We start from the raw sequence: 24,604 nt of genomic DNA, 5'->3' as shown, positions 1-24,604 counted from the left end.
GCGGCTCCCGTCATGATGCGGCCTTCTCATGGCCCTGGCGGCGCTGGAACAGCTCGCGAAAGACCGGGAAGATCTCGTTGCGATGGCTGACCTTGCGGATCGAAAGCGGGGCGCCCTCCGCGCGCAATCGCTCATAGAGCCGCAACAGTGCGGAGTGGGACATGGATTCGCGGCCGGATTCGCCGACTTCGAGATAGGCGAAATACTGGCTGGCCGGCAGGATCGCGTCCTTGAGCAGGCGCTCCGTCGCGGCCTCGTCCGAATAGGAATTATCCCCGTCCGAGGCCTGGGCGGCGTAGATATTCCAGTCCTCGGGAGAATAGCGCTTCGCGATGACCGCGCGCATCGCCTCGAGCGCGCTCGAAACCAGCGTCCCGCCCGTCGCGGGGCTGTGGAAGAAGGTGTCCTCGTCGACCTCCTCGGCCCGGTCCGTGTGACGGATGAAGACGAGTTCGACATGGCGGTAGCGCTGCGCCAGGAAAATATAGAGCAGCATGTAGAACCGCTTGGCGAGGTCCTTCATGTGCTCCGTCATCGAGCTGGACACATCCATGAGGCAAAACATCACGGCCTGCGCGACCGGCTTCGGCTCGTTCTCGTAGCGGCGATAGCGCACATCGACGGGGTCGATATAGGGAATGCGCCGCACCTTGGCGTTGAGCGCCTTCACTTTGTCCTCGAGCGCCAGGCGCAGGCCGTCCTCTTCGCAGGCGGCGATTTCCGCCTCCAGCCGCGCGATCGTCTCGGGGTTGGGGCGGCGCAGCGCCATCCGGCGCATCATCGCGAGCCGCGTCGTGCGGTTGACCGCGATGTTGGCCGGCGAGCCCGAGACCGAGTAGCCGGCGCGAACGGGGCTTTCATGCTCGGTCTCGGTGAGCCGCCGCTTAGCGAGATCGGGCAGCTCGAGATCGTCGAGGAAGACGTTGAGAAACTCCTCGCGGGTCAGGACGAAGCGGAAGGCATCTTCGCCCGCTCCCTCGCCGGCCTTGTCGGGTTTGCCGCCGCTGCCGCCGCCCGAGCGTGGCAGCACATCGCCTTCAATGAAGGTCTTGTTGCCGGGCAGCACATGGTCGCGCATGCCCCCGGCCCCCCGGCGAAGGCTCGGCTCCTCCATCCCGTCCATCGGAATGCTGACTTCCCCGCCGTCCAGCACGTCCCGGATATTGCGGCTCTGCAGGGACTGCTTCACCGCTTGTTGTACGACGCCCTTGGCCCGGCGCAGAAAACGCTGACGATTCTCGAGAGCCTTGCCGCGTGGGTTCAGGCGTCGGTCGACAATGTTCATGATGGCTCCCGCGCCTGGCTCAGCCAGCCTGCTTCACGCGCATGTACCATTCGATCAAACGCCGGACCTGGCGTTCGGTATAACCACGCTCCACCATGCGCGAGACGAACTCGCCATGCTTCTTCTCGCTCTCGCCATCCTTCTTCGAGCCGAAGGAGATGACCGGCAGCAGGTCCTCGACCTGTGAGAACATCCGCTTCTCGATGACTTCGCGGATCTTCTCATAGCCGGTCCAGGACGGGTTCTTGCCGCCATTGCTCGCCCGCGAGCGCAGGCAGAATTTGACGATCTCGTTGCGGAAATCCTTCGGATTGGCGATGCCGGCGGGCTTCTCGATCTTGGTCAGTTCCTGATTGAGGAGTTCGCGATCGAGCAATTGGCCGGTGTCGGAATCCTTGAAGTCGACATCCTCGATCCAGGCGTCGGCATAGTCGACATAGCGGTCGAACAGGTTCTGCCCATAATCCGCATAGGATTCGAGATAGGCCTTCTGGACTTCGTGACCGATGAACTCCGCATAGCGCGGGGCAAGGTCGGCCTTGATGAATTCGAGATAGCGCTTCTCGGTCTCATCAGGGAGCTGTTCGCGGCGGATGGCCTGTTCCAGCGCATACATCAGGTGCACCGGATCGGCGCCGAGCTCGATCGTGTCGTGGTTGAAGGTTGCCGCCAGGACCTTGAAGGCAAAGCGCGTCGAGATGCCGTCCATGCCTTCATCCATGCCGGCGGCGTCGCGATATTCCTGGACGCTGCGGGCTTTTGGGTCGGTCTCCCGGAGGCTGTCGCCGTCATAGGCGCGCATCTTGGCGAACAAGGTCGAGTTCTCGTGGTTGCGCAGCCGCGAGAGAACCGAGAACCGCGCCAGCATCGACAGAGTCCCAGGCGCGCATGGGGCGCTGCTCAGCGCCGAACCCTCGATCAGCTTCTCATAGATCTTCTGCTCTTCGGTCGCCCTCAGGCAGTAGGGCACCTTGATGACGCAGATCCGGTCGATGAAGGCCTCGTTGTTCTTGTTGCTCTTGAAGCTCTGCCATTCCGCCTCGTTGGAGTGCGCGAGGATGAGGCCGGAGAAGGGAATGGCGCCGATATTCTCGGTGCCGATATAGTTGCCCTCCTGCGTCGCCGTCAGCAGCGGATGCAGCATCTTGATCGGCGCCTTGAACATCTCGACGAATTCGAGGACGCCCTGGTTGGCGCGGTTGAGGCCGCCCGAATAGCTGTAGGCGTCGGGGTCGTTCTGGGAGAAGTTTTCGAGCTTGCGGATGTCGACCTTGCCGACGAGCGACGAGATGTCCTGGTTGTTCTCGTCTCCCGGCTCGGTCTTGGCGATGGCGATCTGGCGCAGGCGCGAGGGCTGCAGCTTGACGACCTGGAAGCGGGAAATGTCGCCGCCGAACGTCTCGAGCCGCTTGAGGCACCAGGGGCTCATCAAGCCTGTCAGCCGCCGCTGCGGGATGCCGTAGCGCTGCTCGAGGATGGCCCCCATCGTCCCGGGGTCGAACAGGTTCAGGGGGGACTCGAAGACCGGACTGATCTCGTCGCCGGCCTTCAGCACATAGATGGGGTGAACCTCCATCAATGATTTGAGCCGCTCGGCAAGGGACGATTTGCCGCCGCCGACCGGGCCGAGCAGATAGAGGATCTGCTTGCGCTCCTCCAGGCCCTGGGCAGCGTGGCGGAAGAAGGAGACGATACGCTCGATCGTCTCTTCCATGCCGTGGAAGCCGGTAAATGCCGGATAGGTCCGGACGGTCCGATTCAAAAAAATACGGCCAAGGCGAGGATCCTTGGCCGTGTCGATCATCTGAGGCTCGCCGATGGCCGCCAGCAGCCGTTCCGCCGCGTTAGCGTATAGCATCGGATCGCCTCTGCAGGCCTCCAAGTAGTCGGAGATCGGCATATCCGTTTCGCGGCGCGCCTCATAGGAGCGAGCGAAGGCGTTGAACAAAGAGTCGTTGTACATGAGCCCTCTGCATATGGTTATGCCGTGGCTCGACGCAGGCATACGAGAATCAGCTACGCCCCTCGTCGAAACACGGCGCACGTCAACTGCGAATCAGCATCTGCTATCGAGTGACAGGATGCGCTCAAGCGCGGCGCTCGCAATGAATAAAAATGTGCATCGGCCGTTTTGTTCTGCGCATCTGCGAATAAATTGTGCTTAACCGCTGCCGGTCTTCGCCTGCCGTTGCGTCGTCAGGTTGCGCTCCAGCGCCATATGCACGGGCTGTGATGGATCGGCGACTGGCACGGAGGAAGGCTGGCTAAGCGGTCATTGAAGGCTTGATATGAGGCCGCGACCGCGTTCTGGCTCTCGGCGTAGCCTGGCTTGCTTCAGGCTGTGTCCGCGCCTTGCGCTGCTGGCAACTCGTTCATCAGCGCCCGTGCAAAGCTCTCGCTCACTGGCGGCAATGTCCGGCCGCTGCGCTTGATGAGCGCGATCTGGCGCGCGAAATCCGCAGCCTTCAGGGGCCGGGAGCGCAAGGTTTGCTCGGCGCGCACCTCCATCGCCGAGCCGGGCAGGATCGCGACCCCGAGGCCCGCGCGCACCATCCCGACCGCGGTCGACATATAGGTCGCTTCCGCGCCGACGATCGGCTGATGGCCGGCGGCCTTGAAGGCGGCATCGACGATCGCCCTGACGCTGGTCGCCGGGTCCATCAGGACCAGCGGGAGAGGCGCGATGTCGTCGATGGCGACGGAATCGAGATTGCCTAATTTGTGACCATCGGGAAAAACCACATGCATGTGATCCTGCGTTCGGTGCAGCACTTCGAGGTCGGGGTCGCTCAGCGCTCCGCCCATGATGCCGAGGTCGACCTGCTCATGCCGGGTCAGCTCGGCGACGCGGCTTGCGATCACGTCGCGGATGACGAAACTGACCTGCGGGTTCGTCCGGCGGAAGGCCGCGATGATCTCCGGCAGGATGCCTGAGGCATAGGACGGCAGCACCGCCAGCCGCACCACGCCCTGTTGGCCTTGCGCGAGCTGGCGCGTATCCCCGACGACCGCATCGAGGTCACTGAGAATGCGCCCGAGCTGAGGCGCGAGCTCCCGGCCGATCCGGGTCAGCGACACGCTGCGGGTGTTGCGGTCGAACAGACGGACGCCGAGCCCGTCCTCGAGCTTCTGGATCTGAACCGTCAGCGCCGGCTGCGACAGATTCAGGCTGCCAGCCGCCCGCGTGAAGCTGCCGAATTGCGCCACAGTGACGAAAGCGCGCAACTGCCGAACGTCGATATTCATAATGAATGACTATCACTTTGATAGATTCATTTCAATTGTGTGATCAATCGGTTGATGCTCCCATGCCACCGGTTTTCGGAGGCGGTGGTGAAGCAGGTTCGGATCGGCGCAGGCGCGGGCTATTCCGGCGACAGGATCGAGCCGGCGATCGAACTCGCCGAAAAAGGCGGGCTCGACTACCTGGTCTTCGAGTGCCTGGCGGAGCGCACCATCGCGCTGGCCCAGCAGGCGAAGCTCAAGGACCCGAAAGCCGGTTATGACCCGCTGCTGGCGGAGCGGTTTCGGGCGGTGCTGCGGCCGTGCCGGCAGTCCGGCACGCGCATCATCACCAATATGGGCGCGGCCAACCCCGTCGCCGGTGCGGAGCGGATCAGGGCCATCGCCGGCGAACTGGGCCTGAGCGGGCTGAAGATTGCGGCCGTGACGGGCGACGATGTGCTGTCGTCTGTGGCAGCAGGCGATTATCGCGTCGACGAGACCGGCGCCTTGGTTGCCGATCTTGGCGGCAACCTGATTTCGGCGAATGCCTATATCGGGGCGCAAGCCATCACTGAAGCGCTGGCTGATGGAGCCGACATCGTCATCACCGGCCGCGCGGCCGATCCGTCCCTGTTCGTCGGTCCGCTGGTGCATGCCTTTGGTTGGGCTAGGGATGATTGGCATCGGCTCGGCCAGGCCACGCTGATCGGGCATCTCCTGGAATGCGCGGGCCAGGTCACGGGCGGGTATTTTGCCGATCCCGGCTACAAATCCGTGCCCGATCTCGCCCGGCTTGGTTTCCCCATCGCCGAGGTTGGGGAGGATGGCTCCATCGTCATCACCAAGGTCGCGGGCTCCGGCGGGCAGGTCACGCCCGCCACCTGCAAGGAGCAGATCCTCTACGAGATCCACGATCCGGCACGCTATCTCACTCCCGATGTCGTCGCTGATTTCTCGAACGTCACCGTCGAGGAGATCGGCTTCGATCGCGTCCGCGTCCGGGGTGCCACCGGCCGTGCCCGGACCGAGACGCTGAAAGTCTCGCTCGGGACGATCGAAGGCTTCGTCGGCGAAGGCCAGATCTCCTATGCGGGTCCCGGCGCGCGGGCTCGGGGCGCTCTGGCATTGGAGATCGTCCGCGAACGCCTGGCGCTGACCGGTGTGCGCGCGAGCGAATTGCGCTTCGACCTGATCGGCGCGAATGCGCTGCATGGCGAGAGGCTCTCGAGCCACGGTGGTGGTCATGAACCCTATGAGGTGCGCGTTCGCGTCGCGGGACGCACCGATAGCCTCATTGAGGCCCTGCGCATCGGCAACGAGGTCGAGACGCTCTACACCAACGGCCCGGCGGGCGGGGGCGGCGTCACGAAATCCGCCCGCGAGGTGGTCGGCATTCTCTCGACCCTGATCCCGCGCGAGCACGTCGCGACAGCCATCCATTATGTGGAGAGCTGAGATGAAGCTGCGCGAAATTGCTCATTCCCGCACCGGCGACAAGGGCAACACCTCGAGCATCTCGGTGATCGCTTATGAGGCCGCCGACTATGCCCTGCTGCTGCGCCATGTCACGGCCGAGCGCGTCAAGGCGCATTTCGGCGAGCTCGTGGCCGGCGAGGTGGTGCGATACGAGATTCCCAGCCTCGGTGCCCTGAACTTCGTCCTGCGCCAGGCGCTCAGTGGCGGCGTAACCCGTTCGCTCGCCCTCGACACACATGGCAAGGGCCTGAGCTCGGCCTTGCTCGACCTCGAAATTCCCGACGAAAGCCCTTCCCGCACGACGCCGCGACAAGACGGCGGTCACTAACCTCTCGGAGAAAACGACCATGACATCGAAGAGCTGGAGTTTGGCCGCCCTGGCGCTCGGCGGCGCCTTGCTGGCAGGCTTGCCTGCCTCGGCGCAGGGCTATCCGACGCAGAACATCAAATTCATCGTGCCTTTCGCGGCCGGCAGCGCCACCGACGTGCTGGCTCGCATCCTGGGCGACCACGCATCGAAGACGTTGGGTCGACCGATCATCGTCGAGAACAAGGGCGGCGCAAACGGCATCATCGCGGCCCAGGCCGTGGCGGGGGCCGAGCCCGACGGCCACACCGTGCTGATCACGACGAACACGACGCATGGCGCTAATCAGAGCCTGCTGAAGACCGTGCCCTATGACGCGGAGAAGAGCTTCGAGCCTGTGACCAAGCTCGGCACCATCACGCTTGCGCTGGCGACCAATCCGTCGGTGCCGGCCAAGTCCGTGCAGGAGCTGATCGCCCATGCCAAGGCCAATCCGGGCAAGCTCACTTTCGGGGCGGGGTCGAGCTCCTCGCGGATAGCCGGCGAGATGCTCAAGACGTTGGGCGGCATCGACCTTACCTATGTGCCCTATCGCAGCAATCCGCAGGCGATCACCGATCTTCTCGGCGGCCAGATCAATATCGTCTTCGCCGACATCTCGACGACGCTGCCCCAGATCAAGGCCGGCAAGGTGAACGGCCTCGGCGTTTCGACCGCGAAACGCAGCGCCCTGGCGCCCGAGTTGCCGACGATGGCGGAGTCGGGCGTCGCCGGATACGACCTCGCCGCCTGGTTCGCGGCCTTCGTTCCCGCGAAGACGCCGCAGCCGGTCATCGACAAGCTGCGCCAGGCGCTGGTAGTCGCAATCAACGACAAGGCCACGCAGGAGAAGCTGCTCGCCGCCGGCATCGAGCCGGAGACCAGCACATCCCAGGAGCTCAGGGCCTTCGTCGGAACCGAGATCAGGAAATGGGCCGATATCGTCAAGGCCGCCGGCATCCAGCCGGAATGATCTGCCGCGCGCTTGATCACGCAGCCTAAAATCCAGGCCGTCGACATAGTGGAATTTGTTGACGATAGGAAACTTTGGTTCCACGTTCCCCTTCGTAGGCTGGTTCTTTGCGAAGGTGGGCGTGGGGAATGGACGGCACTGGAGCGTTTTCGAGCGAAGTGGGTACCGGTTCGCGTGAAGAAAACGCGTTAAAACACGGCACTGGCAACGCATTGGAGGCCCATGGCCTGAGCCGCGAATTCGGTGGCTTCTTCGCCGTGCGGGATGTGAATTTCCGGCTTGCTAAGGGCAGCATGCATGCCGTCATCGGCCCCAATGGCGCGGGCAAGACGACGCTGTTCAACCTCCTGACGAAATATCTCATGCCGTCCGCGGGCGCGATCCTGCATGACGGCGAGGACGTCACGCGCCTGGCCATGCCGGCAATGGCCAAGCGCGGCGTGGTGCGCTCCTTCCAGATCTCGGCGGTGTTCGCGGGGCTGACGGTGCGCGAGAATGTCGAGCTCGCTTTGTTGCGCGCGAGCGGCCTCGCCTGGAACCTGCTCGGGCGGATTTCCAGCCGGCGCGGTGTCTCGGAACAGGCGGACGCGCTCGTGGAGCGCTTCGGCCTTGCCGACCAGGCGCAGACCATGGCCGGCAACCTCTCCTATGGCCGCAAGCGCGTGCTGGAGCTCGCCACGACGCTGGCGCTGGAGCCGAAGGTCTTGCTCCTCGACGAGCCGATGGCCGGGCTCGGGCGCGAGGATATCGGGCGGGTGACGCAATTGATCCGCGAGGCCGGGCAGGGCCGCACGGTTCTGCTCGTCGAGCACAACATGAACGTGGTCGCCGAGCTCGCCGACAGGATCACCGTAATGGTGCGCGGCGAGATCCTGGCGGAAGGGAGCTATGCCGAGGTCTCGGCGCGGCCCGATGTGATGGCGGCCTATACGGGGCAGGCGCATCCGGGGCAGGCACATGGCTGAGACCCTTACCGTCAATCGCCTCGAAGGCTGGTACGGCGAATCGCAGGTTCTGCACGGCATGGACTTCACCGTCCGGGCCGGCGAGGTGGTGACGCTGCTCGGGCGCAACGGCGCCGGCAAGACGACGACGCTCAAGGCGATCATGGGTTTGCTCGACAAGCGGGCGGGTTCGATCAGGCTCGATGGCGGCGAGATCATCGCGGCCGCCCCCTACGACATCGCCCGCAAGGGCATCGCCTTCTGCCCCGAGGAGCGCGGCATCTTCTCCAGCCTCAGCGTGCGCGAGAATCTGCTGCTGCCGCCCAAGGTCGCCAATGGCGGCATGACGATCGACCAGATCCTGACCCTGTTCCCCAATCTGGAGGAGCGGCTCGACAGCCCGGGCACCAAGCTCTCGGGCGGCGAGCAGCAGATGCTGGCGCTCGGGCGCATCCTGCACACCGGCGCGCGCATCCTCCTGTTGGACGAACCGACCGAGGGGCTGGCGCCGGTCATCATCCAGCAGATCGGCCGCACCATCGTCCAGCTCAAGAGGCTGGGCTTCACCATCCTGCTGGTCGAGCAGAATGTCGGCTTCGCCTCGCAGCTCGCCGATCGGCACTACGTCGTCGAACTCGGCCGTGTCGTCGAGGAAATCCCGGGCGGCGAGCTGGAGAACCGGCTCGGCGCGCTCAAGGGCTATCTCGGCCTTTGAGCGGCTGTCGACAGGAACAAGAGGCGCCATGACCACGATCTTCGGCATCCCGTCCGCGGTCCTCTACGGCCAGCTCCTGCTCGGCCTGATCAACGGCGCCTTCTACGCCATGCTGAGCCTCGGCCTGGCGGTGATCTTCGGCATGATGAACATCGTGAACTTCGCCCATGGCGCGCAGTACATGATGGGCGCGCTCGTTGCCTGGCTGCTGCTGAACTTTCTCGGCATCGGCTATTGGTGGGCGCTCCTGCTCGCGCCATTGGCGGTCGGGCTCACCGGCGTCGTGATCGAGCGGCTGCTGCTTCGGCGGCTCTACAAGCTCGACCATCTCTACGGCATGCTGCTGACCTTCGGGCTTGCCTTGATGGTGCAAGGGGCCTTCAGCAACTGGTTCGGCGCGTCGGGCCAGCCCTATGCGATCCCGGCCGAGCTGACCGGCGGGCGCAATCTCGGCTTCATGTTCCTGCCGAACTACCGAGCCTGGGTCATCCTGGTCTCGCTCGTCGTCTGTCTCTCCACCTGGTACGTGATCGAGCGCACCAAGCTCGGCGCCTATCTGCGCGCGGCGACCGAGAACCCGATGCTGGTCCAGGCCTTCGGCATCCGCGTGCCGCGCATGATCATGCTGACCTATGGCGCCGGCGTCGCTTTGGCGGCGCTGGCCGGCGTGCTCGCGGCGCCGATCTATCAGGTCAGCCCGACCATGGGCGCTGATCTCCTGATCGTCGTCTTCGCGGTCGTGGTGATCGGCGGCATGGGCTCGATCATGGGCTCGATCGTGACCGGCTTCCTCGTCGGCCTGATCGAGGGCCTGACCAAGGCGTTCTATCCGGAATTGTCGAGCACGGTCGTCTTCGTCGTCATGGCGGTGGTGCTGCTGATCCGCCCGGCCGGGCTGTTCGGTTCGAAGCCGGAAGCCGCTGGGGGCCATCAGCAGGCCTCGCTTTCGGCACCTGCGCCTTCGGCCCGCACGCAGACGCTCGTCTTCCTGACGGTTGCCGCCTGCCTCGCGGCCGCGCCGCTGGTGATCTATCCCGGCTTCATGATGAAGGCGATGATCTTCGCGCTCTTCGCCTGCGCCTTCAACCTGATCGCCGGCTACGGCAAGCTCGTCTCCTTCGGCCATGCGATGTTCCTCGGCTCGGCCGGCTATGTCTGCGGCCATGCCGCCAAAATCTGGGGGCTGACACCGGAACTGGCGATCCTGGCGGGAACCGCGACGGCGGCGCTGCTTGGGCTCGCCTCAGGCTGGCTCGCGATCCGCCGCAGCGGCATCTATTTCGCCATGGTGACGCTGGCTTTCGCGCAGATGATCTATTTCGTCGCGCTGCAGGCGCCCTTCACCGGCGGCGAGGATGGCTTGCAAGGCGTGCCGCGCGGCCTGCTGTTCGGGTTCGTCGACCTCTCCAGGCCGGCCAATCTCTACGCCTTCGTGCTGGCGATCTTCCTTGGCGGCTTCCTCCTGATCATGCGGCTCGTCGGCTCGCCCTTCGGCCGGGTGCTGAAGGCGATCAGCGATCACGAGCCCCGGGCGCAGTCGCTCGGCTTCGAGACCAGCCGCTACAAGCTCGTTGCCTTCACATTATCGGCGGCGCTCTCGGGCCTCGCCGGTTCGACCAAGGCAATCGTCAGCCAGATCGCGAGCCTGACCGACGCGCATTGGTCGATGTCTGGCGAAATCCTGCTGATGACCTTCCTTGGCGGCGTGGGCACGCTCTACGGCCCGGTCGTCGGCGCCTTCATCGTGGTTGCCATGCAGAACTATCTGGCTGCGCTCGGGCAATGGGTCACCGTCATCCACGGGCTGATCTTCGTGCTCTGCGTGCTCGCCTTCCGGCGCGGCATCGTCGGTGAGCTGATCGAGTTCTGGCATCGCCGGAGCCAGGCGTCGCCGCCAGCGGACGCGGCTCGGCAAACTCCGGCAGCGGCACCCGCTGAATGAGACATGATGTCCGATGAGGAAACCGGGCTGCTCAACTGGGCCCGGCCAAGGCTCAATCAAACAAGGCTCAAGCAAAACCCGGCCGAACAGGACCGGACAACAAGGGGACCGACGATGCAACTGACCGCTTTCAATCTCATGCGCGGGCTTGCGGCCGCGCTCTGCCTCGGCTCGCTTGGCCTGGCGGGGCAGGCCTCGGCGCAGATCAGCGACGACGTCGTCAAGATCGGCGTGTTGACCGACATGTCCGGGCAGTGGTCCGACATGAACGGGCCGGGCTCGCTGCTCGCAGCGCAGATGGCCGCGGCCGATTTCGGCGGCACGGTGCTGGGCAAGCCGATCGAGATCATTGGCGCCGACCATCTCCACAAGGCCGATGTCGGCGTCGGCATCGCGCGGCGCTGGATCGAGAACGAGAAGGTCGACGCGATCTCCGACGTCACCAACAGCGCGATCGCGCTCGCCGTGCAGCAATTGACTCGCGAGACCAACCGCGTCGCGCTGTTCTCCTCGCCCGGCACCACCGATCTCACCGGCAAGCAGTGCTCGCCGACCGGCGTCCAGTGGGTCTACGACAATTATTCCAACGCGGTCGGCCCGGTGAAGGCCCTGATCGACAAGGGCAACGACACCTTCTTCATCATCACGGCTGACTTCGCCTTCGGCCATTCCTTGGAGAAGATCGCGACCGAAGCGATCAAGGCCAATGGCGGCAAGGTCGTTGGCACCATCCGCCATCCCTTCGGCGCGACTGATCTCTCGGCCTTCCTGCTGCCGGCCCAGGCCTCGAAGGCCAAGGTCATCATGCTGGCGACCGCCGGCAAGGACATGACCACCGCGATCAAGCAGGCCAATGAGTTCGGCGTCACCGCCGGCGGGCAGATCCTCACCGCCCCGGTGATGTTCATCTCCGACGTGCACGCGCTCGGCCTGCCGACCGCGCAGGGCATTTCCTTCATCGAAGGCTTCTACTGGAACCAGAATGACGAGACGCGGGCCTTCGCCAAGCGCTTCTTCGAGGCTCGCAAGGCGATGCCGACAGCATTGCAGGCCGGCGTCTACTCCTCGGTCATGCATTATCTCAAGGCGATCCAGGCCGCCGGCACCGACGAGGCGAAGGCTGTCTCCGCCAAGATGCGGGAATTGCCGGTGAATGATTTCTTCGCCAAGAACGGCAAGCTCCGCGAGGATGGCCGCATGGTGCACGACATGCTGCTCGTCCAGGTCAAGAAGCCTTCCGAATCCAAGGCGCCCTGGGACTATTATGACGTGCTGGCGACCGTTCCCGGCGATCAGGCCTTCCTGCCTCTCGCCCAGAGCGAATGCCCGCTCGTAAAGAAATGATCTCTCGCCGGGCGGCTCTGTCGCCGCCCGCGACCGCCTCGGCAAGGACATGCCTGTGACGAAAAGAATATGCCTGTGACGAAGAAGAATGCGATCCGGTCCGGCCTCAGCGACGCGGCCACTCTGGCGGCGACCGCGATGCCGGCCCGGTTCTCGGCCGCAGAGGCCAGGGCCGAGGACAGCCCGGTCGATCTCGGCCTGCGGCTGAAGCGCATGCGCGTCGACAATGGCTGGACGCTCGAGGATGTCAGCCAGCGTACCGGCGTGGCGCGCTCGACGCTCTCGAAGATCGAGAACGGCCAGATGTCGCCGACCTATGACGTGCTGCAGAAGATCACGCGCGGCACCGGGCTCGACATCGTCGAATTATTCGATGCGCGCCGCCAGAACGCGCCCTTCGGGCGGCGCAGCGTGACCAAGCGCGGCGAGGGCAAGCCGCATCTCACCGGAGCCTATCGCTATGAGGTGCTGGCGACCGATCTCTCGCAGAAGCAGATCCTGCCTTTCAAGGCGCGGGTGACGGCGCGCAGCCTCGACGATTTCCCCGGCTGGGTGCGCCATGAGGGCGAGGAGTTCCTCTGCGTGCTCTCGGGCCGCGTTCAGGTCTTCACCGAATTCTATTCGCCGGTCGTGCTCGAGGTCGGCGACAGCACCTATTTCGACAGCAAGATGGGCCACGCTGTCGTTTCGCTGAGCGAGGAGGATGCCGAGATCCTCTGGATCTGCACCGGCATCACCGCGCTTGAATGACCAGGCCATGAGGACACCTGCCGTGCTGCACCATTATTCCGCTTCGGAGGTCGAGGCCGCGCTCGATTATCCCCGGCTGATCGAAGCCCTGGGCGAGGCGTTCCGCCGCGGCGGCGAGGCGATGCCGGTCCGGCAGAGCTACGAAGTCGGCCTGACCGGCCAGCCGAGCCATCTGCTGACCATGCCGGCCTGGGAGCGCGGCAAGGCACTGGGCGTCAAGCTCGTGACGGCGTTCCCTCAGAACGCTGCGCGCGGTCTGGGCGCGATCTCCTCGATCTACGTGCTGTTCGACGGGGAGACCGGCCAGCCTCGGGCGCTGGTCGATGGCGAAGCGCTGACCAACCGGCGCACGGCGGCGGCCTCCGCGCTCGCCTCGCGCTATCTCTCGCGCCCTGACAGCCGCACGCTGCTCCTGGTCGGAACCGGGCATGTCGCGGCACATCTGCCGGCCGCGCACCGGGCCGTGCGACCGATCGACAAGGTCCTGGTCTGGGGGCGCCATCCGCAGCGCGCACTGGCGCTTGCCGGGGTGCTCGCTCGCCAGGGCTTCGACGCCACCCCCGTCACCGATCTGCCGGCGGCGCTCGCGCTGGCGGACATCGTCAGCTGCGCCACCACCTCGCGCGAGCCCTTGGTCATGGGGCGAGATCTCCGGCCAGGCACGCATCTCGATCTCGTCGGCGCCTTCACGCCGCAGATGCGCGAGAGCGATGACGAGGCGCTCGCGCGCAGCCGCGTCTTCGTCGACACCTACGCCGGCGCGCTCGCCGAGGCCGGCGACCTGCTGCAGCCGATTGCGTCCGGCCGCTGGCAGGCCGAGGCGATCTGCGGCGATCTGCACGAGTTGACGAGCGGCACGAAACCCGGCCGCCTCGCCGCGGGCGAGATCACGCTGTTCAAATCCGTGGGCGCCGCGATTGAGGATCTCGCGGCGGCGACCCTGCTTGCGGGTGAACCGACGCCGGGGATGGCCCGCGCGGCATCCTGAGCCGCAAAGGCCGAGGGGAGAAGGCGATGGCGACGCTTGAGAAACCCGGCTTCTGCACGCTCTGCCGCTCGCGCTGCGGCACGATCAATGTTGTCGAGAATGATCGCCTCGTCGCCGTCAGGCCCAATCCCGCTCATCCCACCGGCAAGGCGATGTGCCCCAAGGGCCGCGCCGCGCCGGAGATCGCCCATTCCGCCCGCCGCCTGAAGACGCCATTGCGCCGCACCGCGCCCAAAGGTGCGGCCGATCCGGGCTTCGTGCCGATCTCCTGGGACGAGGCCCTGACGGAGATCGCCGGGAAGCTTGGCCGCTATCGCGCCGAGACCGGCCCGGAATCGGTCGCCTTCGCCATCACCTCGGGCTCGTCCTCCTCGACCTCCGACAGCATCGACTGGCTGCAACGCTTCGTGCGCGGCTTCGGCAGCCCCAACACCGTGTTCTCGACCGAGATCTGCAACTGGCACAAGGACCACGCCCACGTCTTCACCTTCGGCTGCGGGCTGCCGACGGCCGATTATCGCAACTCCGAGCTGATCCTGCTCTGGGGCCACAACCCTGCCAATGTCTGGCTTGCCCAGGCCGAGGCGATCGGCGCGGCACGGGCGAAAGGCGCGCGGCTCGCCGTGATCGATCCGCGCCGGGCGGGTTCGGGGCGCGACGCCGATCTCTGGCTGCGCATCCAACCCGGCACCGATGCCGTGCTGGCGCTTGGGCTGGCGCGCTGGCTCATCGTCAATCGCGCCTATGACGCCGATTTCGTGCGGCACTGGACCAACGCCGCTTTCCTGGTGCGGGAGGATGACGGTCTCTTCCTGCGCCCGGCGGATCTCGGCTTGGAAGGCGATGGTTTCCTGGTCTGGGATGCGGCTCAGGCGAAGGCTGTCTCGGCAGAAAACGGGCTCGCCGGAGCGGCGTTGCAAGGGCGCTTCGAGGTCGCAGCCCCCGGCTGTTTGATCGCGTGTCGCACTGGCTTTGACCATTACGTTGCCGCGACGGCTGACTACGATCCGGCGAGTGTCGAGCGCATCACCGGGATTCCCGCGGCCCAGGTCGAGGAGCTGGCCAGCGCGATCGCTGCCGCCGGCTCGATCAGCTATCACGGCTGGACCGGCATCGGGCAGCATACCAACGCCGCGCAGACCGAGCGCGCGATCGCGACGCTCTACGCGCTGACCGGCCATTTCGATGCGCCCGGCGGCAATGTCCGGATGCCGGCCCTGCCGGTGCCGGCGCTGCATGCGATGGCAATGATCCCGCCCGAGACCAGGGCGAAGGCGCTCGGCCTGAGCGAGCGTCCAATCGGCCCGCCTGCCGATGGCTGGATCACCTCCAGCGATTTCTACGATGCGGCCCTCTCGGCGAAGCCCTATCGCATTCGCGCGCTCCTCACCTTCGGCTCCAATCTCCTGGTTTCGCATCCGGCGCCGGAGCGTGGGCGCGAGGCGCTGAAGGCGCTCGACTTCCAGGTCCATTGCGACCTCTTCCTCAACCCCACCGCCGAGATGGCCGATATCGTGCTGCCGGTCTCGAGCCCGTGGGAGCATGAGGCGCTCAGGCTCGGCTTCGAGATCTCGCCCGAGGCGCAGGAGCTGGTCCAGCTTCGCCCACAGATGATCCCGCGCCAGGGCGAGGCGCGCTCCGACATGTGGATCGTCTTCCAGCTCGCCAAGCGTTTGGGCATGGGCGAATTGTTCTTCGACGGCGATATCGAGAAGGGCTTTGCCCATCTCCTCGCCCCGCTCGGCCTCGATCTCGCGACCTTGCGCGCCAAGCCCGAGGGCATCCGCATCCCGCTGCCGCATAGCCACCGGAAATATCGCAAGACCGGTTTCGCGACGCAGACCGGCAAGGCGGAGCTCTATTCGGAGCTGCTGTACCGCCATGGCTACCCGGCGGTGCCCCGCTTCGTCGCACCGGCCGAACAGCGCAGCGAGGCGTTCCCGCTCACGCTCTTCTCCGCCAATAGCGGCTATTTCTGCCATAGCCAGCATCGCGGCATCACGGCACTCCGTCGCAAGCGCCAGGAGCCGACGGCCGAGATCCATCCCGAACTCGCGCGCCGCAAAGGCATCAGAGAGGGCGACTGGATGCTGGTGCGCACGCGCAAGGGCCAGATCAGGCTGCGCGTGGCGCTGAACGATGCGCTCGCCGAGGATGTGGTCGCCAGCGACTATGGCTGGTGGCAGCCGGCGCCCGATCTCGGTTTGCCCGGCTATCTGCCGGATGCGGCGAGCCCGATCGGCGGGAGCTTCAATGCGATCATTTCCGAAAGCGAGCGCGACCCGCTCAGCGGCTCCCTGGCGCTGCGCTCCTTCGCCTGCGATGTCGAGCGCCACGAGGCCGCCCCCTGGTCGGGATGGCGGTCCTTCGTCGTCACTGAGCGTCGCGAGGAGGCCGGCGAGGTCGTGGCGCTGACGCTTAACCCCGTCGACGCCCGTCCTTTGCCTGGCTTCCGGCCTGGCCAATATGTCGGGCTGCGCGTGGCCGGCGCGACGCGCTCCTATTCCCTGATCGGACCGGCGGTGGCGCAGCCGGAGGCCTATCGGATCGCGGTCCGCCATATCGAGGGCGGGCAGGTTTCGGGGGCGATCCGGCGCGAGCTTGCTCCCGGCGATACGGTCGAATTGCAGGCGCCGAAGGGCGGCTTCGTCCTGCCCATACGCAACGAATTCCCGATCGTGCTGATTGCCGGCGGCATCGGCATCACGCCGTTCCTGTCCTATCTCGAAACGCTGGAAGGCGGGGCGGACGAGCCTGAGATCACGCTGCATTACGGTTGCCGCGATGGCGACAGCCAGCCCTTCCGGGAGCGATTGGAGGTGCTGCGGCAGCGTCTGCCGAACCTGAAGCTGATGTCGCATCTCAGCCGGCCGGTGGATGGCGACCGTTTCGATCGGCAAGGCCGTTTCACCGCAGCCGATATCGATGCGGAGCTGCTTTCGCAGCGTGCGCGAGTCTATATCTGCGCGTCCGATGCGATGATGGCGGAGGTCGGCGCCGGGCTGAAGGCCCGCGGCGTCCCCGCCTTCGAGATCTTCACCGAGCGCTTCCGCTCTCCCGAGCCGCCGGCCCTGGACGGGCTCAAGCCGCGGAGCATAGCCTTCGCCCGCTCGGGCAAGACCGTGACCTGGTCGCCGGATGCGCCGCTCGGCAGCATCCTGGCGCTGGCCGAGGGGGCTGGCTTGACCGTGCCTAGCGGCTGCCGCGTCGGGCAATGCGAGAGCTGTCTCGTGTCGATCAAGCAGGGGCAGGTCCGCCATCTCGTCGACTGTTCGGATCTGGAGGACGGGCAATGCCTGACCTGCCAGGCGGTGCCATTGACCGATCTCGTCCTCGACGCTTGAGGGGGCTAAACGACCGGCATCTCCAGCCAGCTCCGCAAGGCCTGCGTCACCGCCTGCGGGTTTTCCAGCGGTGTCATGTGGCCGCTATCGGGGATGATGACGAGCGTCGCATGTGGCGCCAGCGCCGCCATGGCCCGATGGTCCGCGACCGGCGTCAAGCTGTCGTGCTCGCCGCACAGGATCAGGAGCGGGCATGACAGTGCGCGCAGCACGGCGACCCCGTCCTTTCGCTCGATCCCGTTCTGCCGCAGGAAGGTTTCCGCGCCGAGCCGCGCGGTCATGGCTCGGATGCGGCCGATGATCACCTCGTCCTTCAGATGCGAGGGGGCGAGATAGGCTCCCAGCAGCCGGTCGCCGAAACCATGGAACTTGCCGGGCAGGATCGCGGTCTTGTCGAGGCTGCGTCGCGCTGCGAGGCGCTCGGGCGTGTCGGCGCGCAGCGAGGTGTCGAGCAGCGCAAGCCGCGCGACCCGGTCGGGCGCGCGGCGCATGATTTCCTGGGCGACATAGCCGCCCATCGAAAATCCGGCCAGTGAGAAGCGCGGCGGCGCTGCCGCCAGCACGCTCTCGGCCAGGACCTCCAGCGTCTCGCCCTGGGAGATGTCCGCCACCTGGCACAAGGCGACATCGCCGAGCGCGGCGATCTGATCGCGCCAGAGGTCGGCGTCGTTGAGGAGGCCGGGGATCAGGACCAGCGGCTGGCGTTCTCGCGAAGGCGGGGCGGCATCGTCATCCATGGTGCGTGGTCTCGCCTCTCGCTGGCGCTTGCTATCGGAAAAATCGTCATTCGGCTGCGAATGCATGCGCTCAGAGCAGGCTGAAAGCCTGAACCGAAATCGACCGAACGCCGCACCCCATAGCATTCCGCCTTGCCGCGCGGGAAGCCGCCGCCGCTCGGGTTTCTTCCGCCCTCGGTGCGCGTGCAGCAAGCCCGGCGTCGCCCGCCCGTCAGCTCTGGAACACGCTCTCCGGTGGTCGCGATGGAACGGGCCTCTTGCAATTCAGATATTCTGCGATATATCGTAGACGCATCTTAAAATGGAGAACATCAAGATGGATTTCACTCGTCACTCACATCGAAACCACCGCGGGCATCCGCATTCCCGCGAATTCGCCCAGCATCGCTCGCGCGATTCCCATCATTTCGGCCATGAATGGGGCCGGGAGCGTGGAGAGCGCGGCGGCGGCCGCAGGCGCGTCTTCGATTCCGGCGATCTGCGCCTTGTCCTGCTCAAGCTGATCGCCGATCAACCGCGCCATGGCTACGACCTGATCCGCGCGATCGAGGAGGCCTCGGGCGGCAGCTACGTCCCCAGCCCCGGCGTCATTTATCCCGCGCTGTCGATGCTGCAGGATCTCGGACATATCGGCGAAGTCGCATCGGAAGGCGCGCGCAAGGCCTTCGCCGTCACCGAGACGGGCAAGGCCGATCTCGCCGCCAACGCGGACAAGGTCGAGGCGCAAATGACGCGCTTGGCTGCGATCGCCACCATGCACGAGCGCACCGATGGCGGGCCGGTTCGCCGCGCCATGGAGAATCTCAAGGTCGCGCTACGCGGCCGTCTCGGCGGCCGCGATTCCGACCAGGCCATCGTCCATGACATCGCCGCGATCCTCGACGAGGCTGCGCAGCGGATCGAACGGCTTTGAAGAGAACAGGTCGGGCGGGCTGCCCATCCCGCCCGCGGCCCATCGCACTCAGGAGAGACCATGACCGTTTCCAGCATCGCGCGCGTGCCGACCGAAAATAGCAGCCGCTATCTCCAGCAGCTTTGCAAGCATTGGAGCCATAATCTCAAGGTCACGTTCACGCCCCAAATGGGGCGGGTGACCTTTCCGCGAGACGTGCGCGGCGCGGATTGGCCCGGCGACGCCACGCTCGATCTGCTGGCCCATGACGACAATCTCGAATGCCGCATCGAAGCCAGCGTGCCCGAGCAGCTCGCGGCGCTGAAAGGCGTCGTCGCAAGCCATCTCGACCGCTTCGCCTTCCGCGAGGCGCCGCTGCGCTTCGAGTGGCAGGATTGAGGGCCAAGGTTGAGAGGCAGCCGCGCGTCACCCGATCATCGACGCGTGCCTGGCGGCTACGGCCTGTCGAAGCGACTGACCTCCAGCCCCGCTCCGACCGGCAGCAGGATGCTGCTCATGCCGGGCTTGGCGCGCACAGCCTCGACATAGCGCAGGGCGCCGTCCTTGCCCGGCCGGATGATATTGTCGGCGACGATGATCGCGCCGGGATTGAGCTTGGGATAAAACGCCTCCAGGCAGGGCAGGTAGAACTCCTTCCAGAGGTCGATCAGCACGAAATCGATCCCGTGGGGAAGCTCAGCGATCATCTGCACGGCATCGCCGACCTTGAAGTCGACATGCTCGGCCAGCCCGGCCTTTCCCGCCATGTCGCGCGCATGGGCGGCTTTGTAGTCGTGCAGCTCCATCGTCGTCAGCCGCCCGCCGGCCGAGCGCGCAGCTTCCGCCAGCCAGATGGTCGAATAGCCATAGGACGTTCCCAGTTCGAGGATGTTGGGCGTCTTCAGGCTGCGCGCCAGGATGTTGATGAGTTGCCCGCTCTCCGGCCCCACGGACAGCAGGAACTGATCGCGCAGGGCATCCTTGAGGCCGGCCTGCGCTGCGGCCTGCCTCGTCCCGACCTCCTCCTGCATCCGTGCATGATAGGCGTCGAGTACGGTGGTGACGGCCTCGTCCATCGATCGATCCAAGTGAAGCGCAAAGATGTGAAGAGCAAAGCCAGGCAGCCCGAACCACCGCACTCGGTGGAACCGCTGTCACCCGCGGAAAAGCCACTCAAACAAGGCAGGGGCGCGGCATCCCGGGGCGACGTTCCTGAGATCGGCCAGACCGGCTCAATGTCCCGCTGTCGGCACGGGTGGGGTGCCATGGGTGTGGAAGCTCTCGATCGTCTTCAGCCCCCAGGCCTGCCCCTTCTTCCGTTCGGTTTCGGTCCAGGTCACGGTCTGCCAGTCGGGATCGAGGATCAGGCGTGCGCCGGCATTGGCGATCTCGACGCGGTTGCCCGCCGGCTCATAGGCGTAGAGGAAGAAGGTCTGCTGCACCGCATGCTTATGCGGCCCGGTCTCGATGAAGACGCCGTTCTCGAGGAAAATATCGGCGGCTTCCAGCACATGCTCGCGCTGGTCGACCGCATAGGTGACATGGTGGAAGCGGCCCAGGCTGTCGGTGTGGTCGCGCGTATAGGCGATGTCGTAGCTCTTGTTGTTGACCGTGAACCAGCAGCCGCCGACCTCGCCTGAATCGAGCACGATCTGCTCGGTGACGCGGCTGCCCAGCGCTTTCGGCAGGAAATCGCGGATCGCCGCGACATCGCGCGCCAGCAGGTTGAGATGGTCGAGGCGGCGCACGGCGCAGCCCCGGCCATGGTTGCGCTGCGGCTGGTTCTTCAGGGCCGGCTTTTCCTGGGGCGGCGCGACGTATTTGTGGGTGTCGAAATAGATCTCGAAGATGTGGTCGTCCGGGTCGCGGAAGCGGAAGGCGCGGCCATGGCCGAGATCGCCTTCGACCCAGCCGATGCCGGCACTGAGCGCCTCGATCGCTGCGACCCGCCGCAGGAGGGCCTGCTCGCTCGTCGCGCGGTAGCCGATATGGCCGACGCCGGTGGTATTCGCCGCCGTCAGCTTCAGCGTGTGGAACTCGTAATCGTCCCAGGCCCGCAGATAGACGCTGTCGCCCTCGCGGCCAGCTTCGGTCAGGCCGTAGATATTGACGAAGAAGTCGAGGCTGGCCTCGGGCTTGTCGGTCAGGAGTTCGACATGCGCGAGATGGGCGATGTCGTGGATCGGTTCCGGCTTCATGGCATCTGCTCCCGCTGGTCTTTGGCCATCGCTGCGGCCTGCTTTTGATCGTGCTCGTTCGAGCCGGTGGTTGCGATTGGAAGCGCCTAGGCGGCGCGGTCGGATGGCGGCCCGGCCTGATGCGTCACGCCGAGATAGCGTTGCAGCGTAGCGGGGTCGGCGAGCAGCGTCGCACTGGGCGCCGCATGCACCACCCGTCCGCGCTCGATGATGATGGCGTCGTCGGTCATCTTCAGGATCTTCTGGGCGTGCTGCTCGACGATGATCCCTGAAATCCTCTCTTCCATGAAGATCCGCTTCAACGCCCTGAGCAGTTCCTCGACGATGATTGGCGCCAGGCCTTCGGTCGGCTCGTCGAGCAGGAGGAGTTTTGGGTTCAGCACGAGCGCGCGGCCGATCGCCAGCATCTGCTGCTCGCCGCCGGACAGCTGATGGCCGAGATTGCGCTTGCGCTCGGCCAGGCGCGGAAACATCGCGAAGACGCGCTCCGGCGTCCAAGGGCCGGGCAGGGCGACGGCCGTCAGGTTCTCGGTCACCGTCAGCGAGCGGAAGATGTTGCGCTCCTGCGGCACCCAGCCGATGCCGGCGAGCGCCCGGCGCTCGGGCTTGAGCCGCGTCAGCGCGACGCCGCCGAGATTGATCTCGCCTGCCGTCCGGCGGGTGACGCCGACGATGCTGTTGATCAGCGTGGTCTTGCCGACGCCGTTGCGGCCGAGCAGCGCGAGCGAGCGGCCCTCTCCGAGCGAGAGGCTGACATCATGCAGGATCGCCGCCTCGCCATAGCCCGCGCACAGGCCGGTGATGGAGAAGAGGTCAGGCATCGAGGCTCTCCCCGAGATAGGCAGCGCGTACGGCAGGATCGGCCGCGATGGCGGACGGTGTTCCCTCAGCGATGACCGTGCCGTTGACGAGCACGGTGATGCGGGTCGCGAAGCGGAAGACGAGGTCCATGTCGTGCTCGATCAGGAGCACGCTGACATCGGCGGGAAGATCGGCGACGGTTGCGAGCAGGTCGCGGCGTTCGGCCTCCGGCACGCCGGCTGCCGGCTCGTCGAGCAGGAGCAGGCGCGGCCGGGCGGCGAAGGCGGCGGCGATCTCGAGCTGCCGCTGCTTGCCATAGGGCAAGGTCGCGATCCGCTCCTCGATCACGTCGTCGAGCCGGAAGCGCTCGGCGATCGCAGCCGCCTCCCGCGCCAGATCGCCGCTCTTGTCCAGCTTCTGCCAGAGCTTCAGCCCGACATGCTGCTGCTCGCAGAGGACGAGCAGCAGCATGTCGAGCGGCGTCATCGACTGGAAGAGCTGGTTGATCTGGAAAGTCCGGCTCATGCCGAGGCGCACGCGCGCTTCCGGCTTGGCCGTGGTGATGTCGCGCCCCTCCAGCAGGATCCTGCCTTCGCTGGGTTTGAGCACGCCGGTGAGCTGGTTGACGAGCGTCGTCTTGCCGGCGCCGTTGGGGCCGATCAGCGCGTGGCGGGCGCCGCGTTCGATCGTGAGCGAGACGTCGTTGGTCGCGACGATCCCGCCGAAACGCTTGACCAGCCCGATGGTCTGAAGCGCCGGTGCGCTCATGGCGCTCTCCGTGAGATGAGCTTCGCTAGTGCCGCGCGCGACCTGGCCAGCAGGCCGTGGAGGATCTCCCGACCGCCGAGCACGAAGACGACGAGCAGGAGACCGATCCAGAACTGCCAGTATTGCGGTGTCGCCAGCGAAATCGCGTCCTGCAGCACCTTGAACAGGATGGCGCCGATGATGCCGCCATAGAGCCAGCCAGCGCCGCCGATGATGACGACGAGCATCAGATCGGCCGAGCGATGGAACTCCAGCACGTCGAGCGAAACGAACTGCGTCGTCTGGGCCATCAGCGCGCCGGCAGCGCCCGCATAGGCAGCGGCGATCGTATAGACTATCACGATCCGGCCGTTGATCGCGACGCCCGTCGCCGAGGCGCGCAGCGGGTTGTCGCGGATCGCACGCAGCGACAGGCCAAAGGGGAGGCCATCATCCGCCGCGCCACCAGGAACAGGACGAACAGGACCGACAGCGAGTAGAGATAGGCCGTCCGCCCCTGCAGGTCGAAGGGGAACAGCCCGAGCAGCGGGCCCATGCTGATGCCCTGCAGGCCGTCGGCACCGCCGGTGATCGCACTGAAGCTGTTGGCGAGCTCGAACAGCAGCAGGGCTATGCCCAGCGTCACCATCAGCCGTGTCAGATCGGTCCCTCGCAGGACGAGGAAGCTGGTGAGAAAGCCGAGCAGCGCCGCTGCGAGCACGGCCACGACGAGCCCCGTGAGCGGGTCGGCATTGACATGCAGGGCGAAGAGCCCAGCCGCATAGGCGCCCGCGCCGAGGAAGGCGGCATGGCCGAGCGAGACGATGCCGGCGAAGCCGAGGATCAGGTCGAGCGACAGGGCAAACAGCGCCAGGATCGCAACCTCGTTCAGGAGCAGCATGCCGCGCGGGAGCATGAAGGGGGCCGCAGCTGTGAGGCTCCAGAAGACGACCTCGCCGAGTTTCCAGCGCCGCCGCCGCAACAGGGTCTTGCCGACCAGATCGCTCAGCGCCGGACGCGGCGTATCGAGAGCCATGGTCATCGCGCCACCGCGAACAGGCCTTGCGGGCGCAGGAACAGCACCGCGACCATCAAGGCGTAGATCAGGAAGGCGCCGAGCTGGGGCACGTAATATTTGCCGGCGACATCGACGACGCCGATCAGCAGCGCAGCAGTGAACGGCCCGGTCAGGCCCGAGCGGCCGCCCACGGTCACGACGATCAGGAAGTAGATCATGAATTTGAGTGGGAAGGTCGGGTCGAGCCCGAGCATCTCGACCCCGAGCGCCCCGCCAAGCCCGGCAAGGCCCGAGCCGACGGCGAAGGTCAGCGAGAAGATCACGCCGACATTGATGCCGAGCCCGCGCGCCACCTGCTGGTCGTCCACCGCCGCGCGCAAGCGGCTGCCGAAGCGCGTCCGCACCAGCACATATTGGAGTGCGATGGTCAGGACGATGCAGATCGCGATCACGAAGCTGCGGTAACGGCCGATGCCGATGCCGGCGATGTCGAAGCGGCCCTGCAGCCAGGCCGGCAGGCGGATGAGCTGCTGCTGCGAGCCCATGACGTAGTCGACCGCCGCCACCACCATGAAGACGAGGCCGATCGAGAACAGCACCTGGTCGAGATGGCTCTTGGCATACATCGGCCGGTAGATCGTCCGCTCCAGCACAGCGCCGATGGCGGCCGGCACCAGGAAAGCGAAAGGTAGCGTCGCGACGAAGGGTACATCGTAGCGCTGCATCAGCACGACCGTGACATAGCCGCCAGCCATGGCGAAGGCGCCATGGGCCAGGTTGACGAAGTTCATCAGGCCGAGCGTCACGGCCAGGCCCGAAGCCAGGATGAACAGCAGCATCCCATAAGCCACGCCGTCGAACAGGATCGTCAGCATCGCC

At 65.8% G+C, this 24,604-nt stretch carries 21 protein-coding genes and 2 pseudogenes; 13 read left to right on the top strand and 10 right to left on the bottom strand.

Annotated elements, in window-relative coordinates:
- Positions 1-10 precede the first annotated feature (10 nt).
- The 3 genes from RMR04_RS29040 to RMR04_RS29030 form a co-directional block, all read right to left on the bottom strand.
- Complete coding sequence (locus RMR04_RS29040; protein ID WP_311911977.1) at positions 11-1,285, bottom strand: YeaH/YhbH family protein; 1,275 nt, start codon at positions 1,283-1,285, stop codon at positions 11-13.
- Between the two features lie 19 nt (positions 1,286-1,304).
- On the bottom strand, positions 1,305-3,248 hold the full coding sequence (locus RMR04_RS29035) for a PrkA family serine protein kinase (protein ID WP_311911976.1): 1,944 nt from the start codon (positions 3,246-3,248) through the stop codon (positions 1,305-1,307).
- A gap of 371 nt (positions 3,249-3,619) precedes the next feature.
- Entirely contained in the window at positions 3,620-4,531 is a 912-nt protein-coding gene (locus RMR04_RS29030; protein WP_311911975.1) for a LysR family transcriptional regulator, read from the bottom strand.
- 87 nt (positions 4,532-4,618) lie between these two features.
- On the opposite strand from RMR04_RS29030, the gene RMR04_RS29025 reads away from it, so the two are divergent.
- The 11 genes and pseudogenes from RMR04_RS29025 (at position 4,619) to RMR04_RS28975 (ending at position 17,332) form a co-directional block, all read left to right on the top strand.
- Entirely contained in the window at positions 4,619-5,965 is a 1,347-nt protein-coding gene (locus RMR04_RS29025; RefSeq protein ID WP_311911974.1) for an acyclic terpene utilization AtuA family protein, read from the top strand.
- A 1-nt stretch (position 5,966) separates the two neighbouring features.
- A complete protein-coding gene (locus RMR04_RS29020) occupies positions 5,967-6,314 on the top strand; it encodes an AtuA-related protein (RefSeq protein WP_311911973.1) in 348 nt (115 codons plus the stop codon).
- A gap of 19 nt (positions 6,315-6,333) precedes the next feature.
- The gene (locus RMR04_RS29015; RefSeq protein WP_311911972.1) at positions 6,334-7,305 is read left to right on the top strand and encodes a Bug family tripartite tricarboxylate transporter substrate binding protein; all 972 of its coding nucleotides are present in this window, start codon (positions 6,334-6,336) and stop codon (positions 7,303-7,305) included.
- Between the two features lie 128 nt (positions 7,306-7,433).
- On the top strand, positions 7,434-8,270 hold the full coding sequence (locus RMR04_RS29010; protein ID WP_311911971.1) for an ABC transporter ATP-binding protein: 837 nt from the start codon (positions 7,434-7,436) through the stop codon (positions 8,268-8,270).
- On the top strand, positions 8,263-8,964 hold the full coding sequence (locus tag RMR04_RS29005) for an ABC transporter ATP-binding protein (protein WP_311911970.1): 702 nt from the start codon (positions 8,263-8,265) through the stop codon (positions 8,962-8,964). Before RMR04_RS29010 ends, RMR04_RS29005 begins: the two co-directional genes overlap by 8 nt.
- A 28-nt stretch (positions 8,965-8,992) precedes the next feature.
- A pseudogene (locus tag RMR04_RS29000) lies at positions 8,993-9,868 on the top strand (branched-chain amino acid ABC transporter permease); the annotation flags it as partial.
- Between the two features lie 138 nt (positions 9,869-10,006).
- Entirely contained in the window at positions 10,007-10,906 is a 900-nt protein-coding gene (locus RMR04_RS28995) for a branched-chain amino acid ABC transporter permease (protein WP_311915978.1), read from the top strand.
- 114 nt (positions 10,907-11,020) lie between these two features.
- Entirely contained in the window at positions 11,021-12,250 is a 1,230-nt protein-coding gene (locus RMR04_RS28990) for an ABC transporter substrate-binding protein (protein WP_311911969.1), read from the top strand.
- 75 nt (positions 12,251-12,325) lie between these two features.
- Complete coding sequence (locus RMR04_RS28985; protein ID WP_311911968.1) at positions 12,326-13,000, top strand: helix-turn-helix domain-containing protein; 675 nt, start codon at positions 12,326-12,328, stop codon at positions 12,998-13,000.
- 7 nt (positions 13,001-13,007) lie between these two features.
- On the top strand, positions 13,008-13,988 hold the full coding sequence (locus tag RMR04_RS28980; protein ID WP_311911967.1) for a bifunctional Delta(1)-pyrroline-2-carboxylate/Delta(1)-piperideine-2-carboxylate reductase: 981 nt from the start codon (positions 13,008-13,010) through the stop codon (positions 13,986-13,988).
- 26 nt (positions 13,989-14,014) lie between these two features.
- On the top strand, positions 14,015-17,332 hold the full coding sequence (locus RMR04_RS28975; protein ID WP_311911966.1) for a molybdopterin-dependent oxidoreductase: 3,318 nt from the start codon (positions 14,015-14,017) through the stop codon (positions 17,330-17,332).
- Between the two features lie 5 nt (positions 17,333-17,337).
- Here the strand turns inward: RMR04_RS28975 and RMR04_RS28970 are convergent, their stop codons facing one another.
- On the bottom strand, positions 17,338-18,069 hold the full coding sequence (locus RMR04_RS28970) for an alpha/beta fold hydrolase (protein WP_311911965.1): 732 nt from the start codon (positions 18,067-18,069) through the stop codon (positions 17,338-17,340).
- Positions 18,070-18,385: 316 nt separating this feature from the next.
- On the opposite strand from RMR04_RS28970, the gene RMR04_RS28965 reads away from it, so the two are divergent.
- Both RMR04_RS28965 and RMR04_RS28960 read left to right on the top strand, forming a co-directional pair.
- Complete coding sequence (locus tag RMR04_RS28965; protein ID WP_311911964.1) at positions 18,386-18,982, top strand: PadR family transcriptional regulator; 597 nt, start codon at positions 18,386-18,388, stop codon at positions 18,980-18,982.
- Between the two features lie 60 nt (positions 18,983-19,042).
- Complete coding sequence (locus RMR04_RS28960; protein WP_311911963.1) at positions 19,043-19,360, top strand: DUF2218 domain-containing protein; 318 nt, start codon at positions 19,043-19,045, stop codon at positions 19,358-19,360.
- 56 nt (positions 19,361-19,416) lie between these two features.
- Here the strand turns inward: RMR04_RS28960 and RMR04_RS28955 are convergent, their stop codons facing one another.
- From RMR04_RS28955 to RMR04_RS28930, 6 genes and pseudogenes are all read right to left on the bottom strand, one after another.
- Positions 19,417-20,037, bottom strand: a complete 621-nt coding sequence (locus tag RMR04_RS28955; RefSeq protein WP_311911962.1) for an O-methyltransferase — start codon at positions 20,035-20,037, stop codon at positions 19,417-19,419.
- Positions 20,038-20,193: 156 nt separating this feature from the next.
- Complete coding sequence (locus RMR04_RS28950; RefSeq protein ID WP_311911961.1) at positions 20,194-21,159, bottom strand: VOC family protein; 966 nt, start codon at positions 21,157-21,159, stop codon at positions 20,194-20,196.
- 86 nt (positions 21,160-21,245) lie between these two features.
- Positions 21,246-21,980: an ABC transporter ATP-binding protein gene (locus RMR04_RS28945; protein WP_311911960.1), complete on the bottom strand. Its 735-nt coding sequence runs from the start codon at positions 21,978-21,980 to the stop codon at positions 21,246-21,248.
- Positions 21,973-22,728, bottom strand: coding sequence for an ABC transporter ATP-binding protein (locus RMR04_RS28940; RefSeq protein WP_311911959.1), 756 nt, complete (start codon positions 22,726-22,728; stop codon positions 21,973-21,975). The genes RMR04_RS28945 and RMR04_RS28940 overlap by 8 nt, the downstream gene beginning before the upstream one ends.
- Positions 22,725-23,743 (bottom strand): annotated as a pseudogene (locus RMR04_RS28935) (branched-chain amino acid ABC transporter permease). The gene RMR04_RS28940 and the pseudogene RMR04_RS28935 overlap by 4 nt, the downstream one beginning before the upstream one ends.
- A gap of 2 nt (positions 23,744-23,745) precedes the next feature.
- Entirely contained in the window at positions 23,746-24,600 is an 855-nt protein-coding gene (locus RMR04_RS28930) for a branched-chain amino acid ABC transporter permease (RefSeq protein WP_311911958.1), read from the bottom strand.
- Between the last annotated feature and the right edge of the window lie 4 nt (positions 24,601-24,604).

It is taken from the genome of Bosea sp. 685 (genome assembly GCF_031884435.1).
Lineage (GTDB): Bacteria > Pseudomonadota > Alphaproteobacteria > Rhizobiales > Beijerinckiaceae > Allobosea.
This window is presented reverse-complemented; position numbering and strand designations above follow the sequence as displayed.